This window comes from Microbacterium sp. EST19A, assembly GCF_019969685.1.
Taxonomy (GTDB): domain Bacteria; phylum Actinomycetota; class Actinomycetes; order Actinomycetales; family Microbacteriaceae; genus Microbacterium.
Genome location: NZ_JAHXYZ010000002.1, coordinates 1,341,746 through 1,355,658 on the forward strand (window position 1 = coordinate 1,341,746; position 13,913 = coordinate 1,355,658).

General features: G+C 66.1%; 5 protein-coding genes. 1 reads left to right on the forward strand and 4 read right to left on the reverse strand.

All coding sequences use genetic code 11. The features are described from left to right. Positions 1 to 119: 119 nt before the first annotated feature. Together LC452_RS16550 and LC452_RS22130 are read right to left on the reverse strand one after the other, a co-directional pair. A complete protein-coding gene (locus tag LC452_RS16550) occupies positions 120 to 1,427 on the reverse strand; it encodes an extracellular solute-binding protein (protein ID WP_223627230.1) in 1,308 nt (435 codons plus the stop codon). Between the two features lie 503 nt (positions 1,428 to 1,930). After that, a complete protein-coding gene (locus tag LC452_RS22130; protein WP_223627232.1) occupies positions 1,931 to 7,144 on the reverse strand; it encodes a DUF11 domain-containing protein in 5,214 nt (1,737 codons plus the stop codon). Between LC452_RS22130 and LC452_RS16560 the strand changes: the two genes are divergently transcribed. Then, positions 7,137 to 7,652, forward strand: a complete 516-nt coding sequence (locus tag LC452_RS16560; RefSeq protein WP_223627234.1) for a hypothetical protein — start codon at positions 7,137 to 7,139, stop codon at positions 7,650 to 7,652. The genes LC452_RS22130 and LC452_RS16560 overlap by 8 nt on opposite strands. A gap of 143 nt (positions 7,653 to 7,795) precedes the next feature. Here the strand turns inward: LC452_RS16560 and LC452_RS16565 are convergent, their stop codons facing one another. Together LC452_RS16565 and LC452_RS16570 are read right to left on the reverse strand one after the other, a co-directional pair. After that, complete coding sequence (locus LC452_RS16565; protein WP_223627236.1) at positions 7,796 to 8,422, reverse strand: GntR family transcriptional regulator; 627 nt, start codon at positions 8,420 to 8,422, stop codon at positions 7,796 to 7,798. 229 nt (positions 8,423 to 8,651) lie between these two features. Beyond that, a complete protein-coding gene (locus tag LC452_RS16570) occupies positions 8,652 to 13,577 on the reverse strand; it encodes a DUF11 domain-containing protein (RefSeq protein WP_223627238.1) in 4,926 nt (1,641 codons plus the stop codon). Positions 13,578 to 13,913 lie beyond the last annotated feature (336 nt).

Here is a 13,913-nt window from a genome sequence, read left to right on the forward strand (position 1 = left end):
GATCCACGTGGGAGCGACAAAGCCGAGCGATATGAGGGACTCTCGTCGCGCGCGGCTTCGGCTCCCCCGACCGGGGCCCTCGTGAGAAACGAGGGCACCGGTCGGAGCGAGCTGAGAGGTCACCCGGTGTACCTCCCCGACTGGACGAGGATGTTGAGAAGCTGATCCTGCGCCTTCTCCAGCCCTTCTTCACGGGTCATCTGCTCGGTGGCGATGCTGTTCAGGGTCTGGCTAAGCACGGTAATGATCTGCGCCATCTCAGGAATCCGGTCGATCGGCACGCCGGATTCCACGGACTCGCCGACAGCCTCGAGGTACGGCAGCTTCTCGAGGAACTCGGGGTTGCTGGTCGTTGAGATCCGGGCGGGTGGCGGCGCACCGGCATCGATGAACGCCTCAGCGTTGTCCTTGCTCAACGCCCAGGACAGGAAGTCCCACGCAGCCTGCTGGTGCGGCGAGGCCTGCGAGATGCTGGCCACCCAGCCGTACAGCACGGCCGACGGTTCGAAGTCACCGACCGCTTGAAGAGCCGGCGGCGCGGTCTTGTAGTTGCCGGCGTTCGGTGTCTCCTCGGGATCGTTGATCGTGCTCCACCAGCCCGATGCCAGCGTAGCCATCTGCCCCACATCCAGCTGGCTGAACGAGTTGACGGCGTCGAAGATTGTCGCGGATGCCGTCCCCGAGGGGCCGTACTCGAGGAGGTCGAGGTATCGATCGAGTGCTGTCGCGGCGACCTCGGTGTCGAGCATCGGGCGATTCGTCTCGGGATCGATCAAGCGTCCGCCCAATCCGACCAGCACCGCGTTGTAGTGATGAGCCGATCCGGCTGCACCGTATACCCCGACAGCGCCGTAGTGGCCCGCTTCCTTGAGAGCGTCCGCGTTGTCGAACAGGTCATCCCAGGTTGCTGCAGGTTCGATGCCGACCTCGTCGTAGAGGTCGGAACGGTACCACTGGAGATACGGCTCGGTGGACAGCGGAAGACCGTAGCTCACGCCGTCCTGCATGGCGTAGTTCTTGATGCCCTCCGGGAAGTCATCGTAGTCGTACTCGTCGTCCTCTGCGATGAACTCATCGAGGTCGAGAAGGCCCTTGCCGGCGACGACCTGCGGCATGGTGAAGCCATCGACCTGGGCCATGTCGAATGTGGATTCACCACTCTGGGCAGCGAGGATGATTCGAGTGGCGAGCTGTTCATACGGAACCTCGACGAACTCGATCGCGATCCCCGTTTCATCCTCGTAGTCGGCCGCGAGAGCGCGAAGACCGTCCGCGCTCGGGCTCGCCGTCACGAGCATGGTGAGGGAATCCGGTTTTCCCTCCTCCTGCGGCACCCCGTTGTCGGCATCCGGCTGATCGGCGCTGCAGCCGACGAGACTCGCCGCAGCCAACAGGCCGACGGCGATCAGTACTCCTGATTTCTTCACTGTGTTGCCTCTCTGCAATACGTGCCATTTCGCTGCGGTTATGCCGTCAGCGGCCCAGGGTGGGCGGACAACACATTACCTTCTACGCGCAGAAAAGGGAATGAATTTACCGAATTGGAATCGCATCGGGGACCATATCCTGCATAGGGTGAACGCGGGGTGAAAAAGGTATGCGAATCACGCGACATAAGGCATTGTGGGTAGTTTGTGCGGTTTTCGTAACCAAACACAAAGTGCGCAAATCGAGCGCACAAAAGCCCGCGACGACGTCAGCGTGACACCCCAGGCGTCGCTGCGGGATGCGGGACAGACGTGGTGCAGCTGGTCGATTCAGCAGCAATCCAGGGTCGATGTCGGCGGCATCCGCATGAAGGCGGCGAGTCATCCCCACGATGAGATCTCGGGGCCGGCTCGCGAGCCGCCCACAGCGCGCGCACGGCGCACCGGTGGGCACGGAGGAGCCCCCGATCGCTCGGGGGCCCTTCCGCTCGGGAATGTTCGAATCAGTCTCGCGTGTGCTCGCGGCGACGACGCACCTGCAGCAGCAGCCCTCCGGCGATCAGAAGTCCGACCGCGAAGATGCCGGTACCCCACGCGATCGCCCCGCCGGTGATCGCGAGCCCTGTGCCCGTCGGCGGGTCCGCGGTGACGACGTCGACGATCCGCGCCGTAGACGGGTCCGAGACGACCTCGGTGCCGTCGGGCGCGACACTGTGCGCACTCGCCGTGTTCAGGAGAGGTTCTCCGGTGAGGTCTGCACCGACGACCGTGTAGGTAGCCGAGCAGACAGTGACTTCGCCGGGGAGGAGCGCCTCGATCGCCGGGCAGTCGACCGCAAGAGGGTCACCGTGGCCGGAGAACGAGTCTTCGGTCACCGTCACGCCCCGCGCCGTCGTATTGCCCGTGTTCGTGATCGTGAACACGTAGCCGACCAGCTGACCCGCCGCGGTGATCTCGGTCACTGCTGTCGTCTTCTCCAGCGTCAGGGAGGGGTTCGCTGGGGCGGGGAGCTCCACGGTCGATGCGGGCGAGATGGGCGGCTCGACGCCGTCCGGGGCGAGGCCGGTCGCGGTTGCGGTGTTCGACAGTTCACCGGAGTCCACATCCTCCTGCGTCACCGTGTAGTCGAGTGCACAGATGAGCTGCTCGCCGGGAGCGAGCGGGGCGGAGTCCGCGCAGGAGATCTCGCCCAGCACGCCGGTCCCGGAGAATTCGCCCTCGACGACCGTGGGATCCGTGACGGTCACGGTGCCGGTGTTGGTGATGACGAAGGAGTACGTGACCAGATCGCCGGCGGTGATGTTCTCGGGATCTGCCATGTCGGCCGACTTGACCAGGGACAACTCAGCGCGTCGGTCGATCGTCACGATCGCCGTGGACGTCTCCGAGGACACTGTCGCACCCGCGCCTGACGCCGTGGCGACGGCGGTGTTCGAGAGCTCGCCGGAATCGACATCCGTCTGCGTGAGTACGTACGTCACCTCGCAGGTCGCGTCCGCACCGGGAGCGAGCGACGCCCCGCAGTCCGGAGCGCTCAGTGGGCCCGCGCCCGAGAACGCGGTCTCGGTGATCTCCAGGCCGGAGAGCGTGACGTTGCCGGAATTGGTCACATGGAATGTATAGATGACCTCGTCGCCAGCAGCGTCGGCTTCCTCCGGGGTCACGGTCTTCTCGAGCTCGAGCACAGCGCTCTGGGCGGCGTCGATGGTGACCGTCGACGGGTCTGCGAGCACCGTTTCACCCTCGGGCGATTTCGCCGTGGCGGAACCTGTGTTGGTGACCCCGCCGCGATCGAGGTCTGCCTGCGTCACCTCGTATGCAGCGGCGCACTCGGTCCACTCACCGGGGGCGAGCTCGCTGATCGGGCAATCTATCGCGCTCAGCGGTCCCGATCCGGTGAACAGGCGCTCGGTTGCTGCGACATCCGTCAGCGTGACATTGCCGGTATTGGTGACGAGGAACGAGAACTCGATCTCGTCTCCGACCGCCGCGTATGAGGTGACGTCCGCCGTCTTGGCCACCGACACCGCCGGAGCAGCGTTGGATTTCACGATCGCGCTGGACTCCGGGGACGCCACGTCGGCGTCGGTGGTGTCGACAGCCGTCGCCCGGGCGGTGTTCTCCACCCCGCCGGAGTTCATGTCCGCTTGGGTCACCATATATGGCGCGGTGCAGACGAGCTGCTGGCCCGGAGCGAGCGTCGACGCAGGGCAGGTCACGACGGGCGTTCCGCCGCTTCCTGTGAACGCGACCTCCTCGACGGCGACATCGTGAACCGTCACGTTGCCCGCGTTGCGGATCATGAACGTGTACGCGATGGCCTCACCTGCATCGTTCACGAAGCCGGTACTGGCCGTCTTCGTCAGCTCGAGGCTCGACTCCGCGATCTGCGGGGTTCGCACCGTCGACTCCTCAGACGTGACCAGTCCGCTCGGCGCGGTGCCTGCGACGATTGCCGTGTTCGTCAGCGAACCCGCGTCCACGTCGATCTGCGTCAGCGTATAGGTCGCCGTGCAGGTGAACTGCTCTGTCGGGGCCAACTCGTCGGTCGGGCAGTCTATCGCCGACAGGGAATCAGAACCGGTGAAAGCCACTTCGTCGACCCCGATGTCGGCCACCGGTACGTTGCCGGTGTTGGTGACAACGAACGAGTAGGTGATGAGCTGCCCGGCATTGTAGGCCGCTGCCTTCGACGGCGATGCCGACTTCACGAGCGTCAGAGCCGCAACCTGATCGACCGCGACTGTGGCAGTCGATGCCGGCGACGCGACCGGCGCGTTCGCCGACGTGAGCATGTTCGCTGTAGCCGTATTGGATACGGAGCCTGCCGTCAGATCAGTCTGCGTCACCGAGTACGTCGCGTTGCACTCGGTCGATGCGCCGGGCGAAAGGGTGGTGGTCGGGCACTCCACCGCCGACATCGAGCCCGAACCGGTGAACGCGGTCTCTGCGATCGAGAGCGAGCGCAACGTCACGTTGCCGGCGTTCGTGACCGTGAACGTGTAGTCGATGACGTCACCGACGGAATCGACCGTGCCAGGCTCGGCGGTCTTGCTCATGGTCAGCGCGCCGCTCTGGGTCGCCGTGACCGTCACGACATCGGTGCTGTTGCTCAGCGCCGGTCCGGTGGGCGGGCTGGCACTGGCGGTTGCTTGATCGGACACTGATCCGTGATCGAGGTCGGCCTGTGTCACGGTGTATGCCGCTGTGAAGATCGCCGACTGTCCTGGAGCCAGCGCGGTGGACGCACCCGAGCAAGCGCCCGCCGGGGTCGTCAACGACGTGCACACAGGATCAGGAGCCACGCTGGATGCCGCAGAATTCACGAGCGCATCTGCGACCCGCACGTCGCGCAGCACCACCGCCGTGTTGTTGGTGACGGTGAACGTGAAGTTCACGACCTGGCCGACAGCATCCACCGTCGTACGGTCGGCCGTCTTCGTGATCGCCGGCTGGGCGCTCTGCGCCTGCAGACCGGTCAGCGAGGACTCCGCTGCACCGACCAGCGCATCGCCCGCTGTCACGTTGGTGCCGATGCTGTTCCAGGCGACATTGCCTGCTGCGGAAGGAGGCGTGCTCACGGAATAGGTCGCGGTGAAGCCCTTCGACACCGAAACATTGCCGGTGTAGACGAACTTCAGTGCCGTGACCGTCCCCAGCGAGGCCGGCGCTGTCGTCGACCAGTCATCCACGCATCCGCGGTTGGCGGCGAGCACCTCCGGTCGACACGGGTTGACGGCCTGTGAATACGACACCGAGAGGTTTGCCGGCTTATCGACGACATCCGTCAGTGCCACGGCGAACTGAGACCCACGGGGCGCGGTCGATGACGCCCGAGTGTCGCCCAATCGAGGCAGCAGGTCATACATGACCGGGTTCGCGAGGGTCGACTGGCCCGTGTTGGTGAAGGTGACCGCGTACGTGGCCGTGCCGCCGTCGACGCTCACGTGTCCGGTGCCTCCCGCGCCGATCGGAGCGGCGTCGAGATTGCCCTGCACTGTCTTGTCGACCGTGAACCCGGGATTGATCGCGGCGATCTTGAGAGGCGCCGAGTATCCGCAGTAGTTGTTCGCGAGGGGCGATCCGTTCGATCGCAGGTCCGGTGACGCGGCAGGGAACATCGGAGGCGTCTCGAGATGCTCGCTGACGTAGTTGTTAAAATAGCACTGGGCGATCGGAGCACCGTAGCCCACGGTGATGTCGTTCTGATAGGTGCCGGCGCACCCGGGTGCCAGGCTGATGTTCGCGAGGGTGCCGGACAGAATGTTGTAGTAGCCGGCCTGCGTCACCACCCCGGCTGGGATCGTCCAGCGGACCAGGGTCCGTCCGGTGCCGTTGTAGTCCGGAGTCGTCGTTGCGATCACTCCGGTAGCCGTGAAGGATCGCTTGCCCGTGCCGTTCGAGTTGCGAGAGTCGAACGTGAACGTCGAGGTCGTCGAGTTGATCTTGACCTCGTCTGCCGGAGCGAGATAGTCGATGTAAACCGCCTCGGACGGCGCGGTCGGGATCTCGATGCGCGTGCTGTACGCGCCGTTCGTCCCACTGTTGAGATTGATGTTCGCCGTGCAAGACGTTCCGACTTGACCGGAAGTGATGCCCGGATAGATGAGCGCGGCCTTGTCCGCGGGCGGACTGACCACCAGCAGTCGTGAAGTGGCGGTCTGCGGCGCGAGGATCGGCGACTGGTCGCCGGTGAGGTACGGCGTCGAGGTGGCCCGGTTGGTCAGCACCGAGGGCGCTGGCGCATCGGGAGAGGCGTACCCGAAGATACGAAGTCGCATCGCTGTCGAGGTGTTCGTTCCCTGCGACGCGAACGGCTGCGCCTGAATCTCGGCGATCGTCGGAGACGTCGGAATGATCCAACCTTTGCCTGAGGTATAGGGGATCTGAGCCGTCGAGCCGTCCGCGCGTACGACGGTTATCCGGTCGGCGGTCGTCACCGCGAAGCCGTTGGGCACGACGAGCGTCGGAATGAACGCCGGGTTCTGGCAGAGCGTCCCCACGGGGTTGGAGGAATAGTTGTTGTTCGCACCGTTGGACAGGCAAGGAAGGGGATCCTTGATGTCATACGAGATGCCCGCGTTCGTCGTGGCCGGGACCGTGCTGAACCCGATGTCGTAATACGTCGACGCTCCCGTGCCGTCCCAGTTGCCCGGGTAGGCGTACTGCGCCCGTGCCCCGCCATCCGCAGCCGTGTACTGGCCGATGTTGTTCATGGAGTACGTCGTGGTCGACTTGTCGATCTTCGTGGCGATGCTCGACACGGTGCTGCAGGACTCCGACGCCGTGTCGGAGTCCGCGACCCCGTCGATGTACGTCCACGAGGCCGCGGATGATGTGCAGATCCGGGAGCCGATCGGGGCCGGCGCGCCGTCGACCGACGCCTTGCCGACGATCCAGATCACGATGGAGTTGGAGATGTTCAGGGGCGGGTTCCCGCACGACGCTCCGGTCGGGTCCTCGTAGCTGAAAACACGCGTCGAGGGATCGTAATCGAAGGTCCCCGGCATGTTGTTGCGCAGTCGATATGTCTGATACTCGAAGTTGGCGGGGAGCGTCGCGGATATGCTCAGCGCGGAGATGCCGATGTCGCCGTTGTACTCATCGTTGAGGCCGCAGTCATAGGCGATGCGGAACTCGAACGGGCCGCCGGAGATCGCCCGCGCGGGCGCGGAGTTCTCAAGGCTGTTGTTGTACCCGGCAGTCGCAGTGAACACGACGGGCGTCGCCGAGCTCGACGTCGAGTTGCTGCTGTTCAGGGTCGGGGTGATCGTCGCGACGGTGTTGTTGAGGGTCTTGTACTCGGGCGCGGTGACGGTGAAGGTGCACTGGCGCGAGCCTGTCGCGATCGTGCCGTACGTGAAGACGACCTGGCCGGCCGACACCGTCCTGGTCACATCGGCGCAAGAGGAGTTGCCGATCCACGAGCCGAAATCCGTGATCCCCGGCGTTCCCGTGATGCTCGTCGTCGGGATCACGACGCGGGAGTCGGTGCACCCCCCGTTCGTGCTGCAACTGACCGTCAACGTGAACGTGGTCGCCACACCGCTTTCCGCGGTCGACGTCGCAGGCGTCAGAGTGATGCCCGTGTCGGCCGCGAGCGCAGGTGTCGGTACGAGTACGGCCGCGATCGCGATGAGTGCGACCGCCAGGACGCTCGCCCGAGTGGGACGTCCGGAACCTCTTTTTCTGCGCGCGCGAACAACGAATGGCATGATGCCGTGATCCCCTCTCAGCGACGCATTACAATGCGTCGAAACACTCTCAAGGTCACATTAGGCCTGAGCGATCTCGATGCTGAATGCTTTTCACCCCGGCTTCACCCGGGAGCTCTCGGGGGATCCCGTTTCCGCAGAACAACCCCGGCATCAGACGTAGAACATGGCGCGGGTCAGCCGTTCTGCCTCATCGCCATCACCCTGAAGTGTCGCATCGAGGAAATCCGGATGAAGCAACCGCATGTGATCGCGGTCCGCTGAGGGCACGACCCAGCCTCGAAGATTGCGAAGCATCACCACACCGAACTCGTTCATCAGCGCCGCGTGGCTGGCGTTGCCGCTCCGCTCGCTCAGGTACGAGAACACTGCCCACCGCGTCTGCGACGTTCGAAGGCCGCTGTCCAAAGCGGCATCCATCTGCTCGATCAGGTGCGCCGCATGAGCACGGTCTTCAGGCATGAGCTTCGGAATCGCCATACGAGCGGCGAGCCCCGCCTGGTGCCCGACGAATTCCAGAGTCTCGACGACCGTCTCCTGAGTGACGGCAGTCACCTCGGTATGCCGGCTCGGGCGCGTACGAACGAGTCCGAGCCGCTCGAAACGCTGCAGTGCCTCGCGGACCGGGGTTCGAGAGACCTCCATCTCCGCCGCTATCGTGACGTCGCGGATACGGGTTCCCGGGGGAAGCTTCCCCTTGATGATCTGCTGCCCGATACGGTGAAAGATCTCCTCCATAAGAGACTTCTTGCTATCGCGATCGAACTCTACGCCGCTCATCTGTCCCCAGCCACACAACTAGCGTCATGTCTCTTGCCGACCTGGTCAGACGATCTGTCACGAAGGGTTCTCGTAAGAGCGTTCGTCACTTCGGAATCCGTTTCATGGCAGACCCCGATCCCGAAATGGCAGCTCTGACCTCGTCTTCTGCACTACGTCGCGTGAGGCCGAATGCCCGGCTCCGCTGCCGGGCGACAGTTCCGGGAACGTGATCACGCCATGCACTGCATCACGAACGGATGCCCGCTCGTCGCCTCAACAGCATCACGCCGACACCTGCGAACGCCACGGCCAGCAGCGCCAGTGACGCCGCGGCCGCACCGCCCGTCGCCGCCAGCGACTCCGCGATCCCTGCGGCGGTAGAGGTCGAGGAGGAATCCGACACGATCGCGGAGCCGTCAGGCGCGTCGCCGACGACGGTCGCGGTGTTGCGCACCGCGCCCAGGAGCGCGTCGGCAAGGGTCACCGTGTAGCGGTCGGCGCTGAGAAGCACGGACTCACCGGGTGCGAGCGAGGAGACCGCCTGCAGTCCGCTCACCATCGCATCGACGACGCGTACATCGGTGAGCGTCACGTTGCCCGTGTTCTCCACCAGGAAGTCGAAGGCGATGGTCTCGCCCGGGTTCGCAACGCCGTTGCCGTCGGAATCGGCGAGAGCCGCCCGCTTGACGACGCTCAGGCCCGGCACCTGGGCGAGCGGTACGGACACATCGTCGGAAGCCTCGACGCCCTCACCACGTGCGGGCACGGCGAGCGCGGTCGCCGCGTTGTCCACGACGCCGGCATCGATGTCTTCCTGCGAGAGCGCATACTGCGCGGTGGCAATCACGTGCTCGCCCGGCGCCAGTACGCCCGCCCCGTCCGGCCACTCCGCGAACTCCAGGTCGCCGAGGCCGGCCAGCTCATCCTCGATCGTCACGCCCGTGAGCGTTACGTTGCCGATGTTCGTCACGGTGAACTCGAACTCGGCGAGGTCACCGGGCACCGGACGCTCGGCATCCATCGTCCCGGTCTTCTCGAGCGAGACACTGGGCGCAGCCGGGATGACCAGCTGGGCATCGGCGGTGTCGGAGACCTCGGCGTCGGTGACGTCGATCCCGGCGACGGAAGCTGAATTGTCGACGGTGCCCCTGTCGATGTCCGCCTGCGTCAGGGCGTAGGTCGCCGAAGCAGTCGCCGAAGATCCGGCGGGAAGGATGCCGTCGGCGTCGGTCGGCCACGTGTACTCGATGTTCGACAGTCCCTCGAGCGCATCGGAGATGGCGACATCGTGCAGGGTCGCGTTGCCGGAGTTGCCGATCTCGAACGAATACACGATCTCGTCGCCCTCGTGCCTGACGTCGGCGTCTTCCGCGAAGTCCACGTCCTTCGTTAGCTCGATCCCGCCGATGGCCGGCAGGTCGAGGGGCGCGATGGATTCGTCGCTCACCTGGCCGCCTCCGGCCGAGTCCGCCGTGACCTCGGCCAGGTTCTCGATCCGTCCTCCGTCGATGTCGGCTCCGGTCAGCGTGTATCTCGCCACCGCGTTCACGGACTGCCCGGCGGCCAGTGTGCCCACGGCGGCCGGCCAGCCTTCGGGAAACGTGATGGCGGACAGACCCTCCATGCCGTCGGTCAGGTCGACGCCCGTGAGCGTTCCACCACCGACGTTCGCGACTACGAAGCGGTACTCGACCACGTCGCCCGGCCTCGGGTCCGCGCCGTCTCCCGGCGCGACGATCTCGCCCGTCTTGCGCAGGCTGATGGCATCAAGGTGATCGACGTCGGTCGCCTCACTCGTGAGGGTGGCCTCGGGGAACGCCGGGTCTGTGGCATCCGCCTCGACGAGGTTGGACAGGGTCGTGCCGACGGCATCCTGCGCCACTCGCACAGTCACCGAGGTCTCCCAGGTGCCGGCTGCGCCGATCTGCGCGATGTTCCAGGTGATGGTCCTCGCGTCGTCGTCGAACACTCCGCCGTCGCCCACCGAGACGACCTCCATGCCCTCCGGAAGGGTGTCGACCGCCGTGACGCCGGCCACGGATTCGCCCACGAGCTGGTTCGCGACGGTGATCGCGTACGTGGTCTCCTGGCCGCGCACGAGCGCGGACTTCTGGTCGTCCTTGGTCACCGTCAGACCGCCGGGGGGAGCAGCGGCGATGGTGATCCGCGCATCGTTGTTGTCGGTGTCGGGGTCGAACAGCGGCCCCTCGACGCCCGCATCGATCACAGCGTTCGCCGCCGTGATGACCACTGGCAGCTCGATGCGGGTCTCGTCGCCGGGTGCTAGCGGCTCGCTCACGGTGCAGTCCAACTGCAACGGCCCGTCGATCGGCAGATCGCCCGCGCCATCGGCGGCGCACGACCAGCCATCGCCGGCGAGCCCGGTGACCCGGATACCCGCCGGGATGCTGATCGGGGCGAGCGCGGCCGAGTCGGTGCCGGCCAGGTTGGCGACCGTGAAGGGCAGCACGGCGGGGCGCCCGACCTGCGGGTTCGGCACGTTGCCGGCCGTCACGGCCAGGTCGGCGGCGACGATCTCTGCGCACACCGGGCTCGGCTCGCTTATCGGCACGCCGGTCGCGGCCGAAGCGATCGAGTTGCACGCCTTCTCTCCGGCGCCGGGGGTGCCGATCACGGAGGCGGTGTACTCGAACGACACCGACGCGTGCGCGGAGAGGGGGCCGCCGAGCGCGGCCCTGATGGCGACCTTGCCGTCGACGAATTGATCCCAGTCGTCCACGCAGTCGGGCGCACCGGGGTACACCTGCTCGCGGCACGGGTTGGTCGATGCCGAGTAGCTGAGCGTCAGTGCCGAAGAGACCTCGGACACGTCGGACAGGGACTCGGCGAACCGCGAGCCGCGCGGCGTCGTCGAGCTGCCGGCGCTGACACCCACGTCACCCACGTACGGCAGCACGTCGTATGCCACGACGTCCTGGAGCGCAGTGTTGCCATTGTTCTGGATCGTCACCCGGTAGCGGATGCCGGTCTCCAAGGGCGACACGAGGATCGACCGGGAGCTGTCGGAGATCCATTCGCACCCGTCGCGCGCCTCGGGATCCGCCTGGCAGATCTCCTTCAGAGTGCTCAGCGCCGACGCGGCGCCGACCGTGATGATGTTCGTGCTCGTGCGGCCGAGGTACTCGGCGACATCGCCGTCTCCGTCGAGATCTGTGGCGTCGACGTACCTCTGGCCGTTGTTGGTGCCACCCCAGGTCGCAGCCAGCCCCCGGAAGGTGCCGGACGCGTCACCGATGAAGCCCGAGGCCGTGACGCGACTCCCGGCCGGAGCCGCAGCGGTCGGCGTGGCCTGCACCGTGAGTGCGGGCCAGCGACTGTTCACACCCCAGACCGTACCCTCGGGCCAGCTGACCCCGAGGCTCTGTCGCTGGTCGCCGTCGACAGTGACCACCTTGCGTTCGACGATCGCTCCAGCGGGTGCGCCCGCGTCGAGCGCCCAGGAGTCATCGATGATCGTCCACTGATAGGGGGCGGTGAAGACGTACTGCGGCTCGAGCGTCGCACCGGCATCCATCGCGCTGGTCGTGCCGCTCATCGAGAACGTGACCGGCGTGCCCGCCACGGGGTTCCCCTCGGGGGCGGTGAAGCGGATGTCCGCAAGGAAGTTCGCCGGCCGGGGGGCGGCGACGACGCTGGCGGTCGAGACCCCCTCATCGAAGTCGGCCAGACCCGTGTCCGGATAGGTCATGACCGCGCTGGCCGTGTTCGAGATGGGCCACCCTTCGGCCGGTGCGCTTCCCACGATCGAATAGCGCATGGTGAACGTCCACCTCGTCGTGGCGGAGATGTCGGCCTGAGTCAGGTTCGGGCCTTCGAGCACGGGGCTCGTGACCGTGACCTCGACGATCCTCCGCGCGGCGGGCGCTGTGTAGCTGCCGCTGGCCGTGCCGGTCGCGCCGTTGTCCAGGGTGTACCGGATGGTGCCGCCTGTCGCGACGACGCGGTCGACGCGGATGTGCTCGACGTCGCGGAGGTCGTCAGTGATCACCGCGACGCCGGCGACGTTCGCCTTGTTGCCGACCTGGACGTTCCAGTTGTTCGTCTGCGCCCCGTCCCACACGATGTTCGGAGCCTGCTGCGTCGACGACCACTTCTCCAGCGGTTGCGCGGCCGCGAACGGCGTGCACGAGGTCGCCTTGTTCGTCACCGACGTCAGAGCGGTCTTCGACTGGCCGTCGAGATAGACGACGGAGGTGTCGAAACCAGCCGTGACGTCGACCGTGCACGCCTCTGAGAACATCGACGACGGGAACTGCACGGTCACGGTGCGCGCAAGACCGAAGCCGGTGATCGACTCCCACCCGGGGGCCGCCGCCTGACCGTTGTCGCTCCAGGTGACGGTGCGTTGCGCGCTGTCGTATGTTCCGCCGTCCGACGCCTGCACGAAGACGGCACCGTCGGGAAGATGGAAGGTGTTCGTGTAGGACTGGGCGCAGAGCTTCGACGGCTCGCCGAACGTGCCGACCGACTGGTACCACATGCAGTCACTGCCCATGCGGACCACGTAGTCGTAGTTCGTGTCGGCCCGCGCGATGCCCTGCGTGCCGAATGCCACCTGGGGTGCCTTGGTGTCGACGTGCCAGACCAGGCTGTCCGTCGCCGACGCGGTCGCTCCTGCGTTGTTGGCATCGATCGTGACCCGGTTGACGATGTTCGTGCCGTCGAGGAAGAACGACTGCGGTGCGGGTGCGCCGCTGCGGCCCTGCCAGTCGAAGACCATCGTGAACGTACCGGTCGCACCGGCGGCGAGGTTGCCCAGGGTGATCGTGTAGCCGGTCGCGTCGGTTCCCGTGCGCGAGGCGCCGGCAGGCAGGGTGACCGAGACGAAGGAGGCGAACCGTTGAGTGCCATAGAACTGGTCGAGCTGCTGCGGGTCCACGGTGATCGACACCCCCGTGCACGCCGCGGATGAACCGCAGCCGTATCCTATGCGCAGGGCGAACTGCCGCTCCGGCCCGTTGCCCTGGGCCGGAGCGGCCTTGAGTTCGGCGATGGGCGTGACGAAGTCGGATGCCGAAACGTAGTCGACCGTGGTGGTGACCGTTGCCGGCCCTCCGGGGACCGCGGCGAGCGCTGCGCTGGGCGTCGCGAGGGTGGCGCCCAGCACGAGCACGGAGACCGCCGCCGCGACCAGTCGAAGCCGGTGGCTCAAGGGTTTCCGACCAAGGATGGATCTCACTGCACGCTCTCCTGTCACCTGAGCCCGGACGCTGAGCGCCCACGGCATCACTCACTCTGGCGTACGAAAGACCGCAGCCTTGCGGTTTTCACCCTCGTCTCACCCCGCTCGGACGTCATGCTGCTTGTCCCAGCCACGCTCCCGCCGAGGCGCTCCCCCCTACGGCGAGCGAGCAGATGTCTCTCGAGGGTCATGCGGCGGCGCGCTCGGCAGTCTCGGAACCCGCCAGCCTATCGGGAGACACCTGGCGGTCGAAACGCGGCTGTCACGCTGGACTGGCGCAATATTCCAGGACGAACAAATCCCGCC

Bases quoted from the DNA above. Each gene is read 5' to 3' on its own strand.
- LC452_RS16565 (WP_223627236.1), bottom strand. From the start codon at position 8,422: ATGAGCGGCGTAGAGTTCGATCGCGATAGCAAGAAGTCTCTTATGGAG.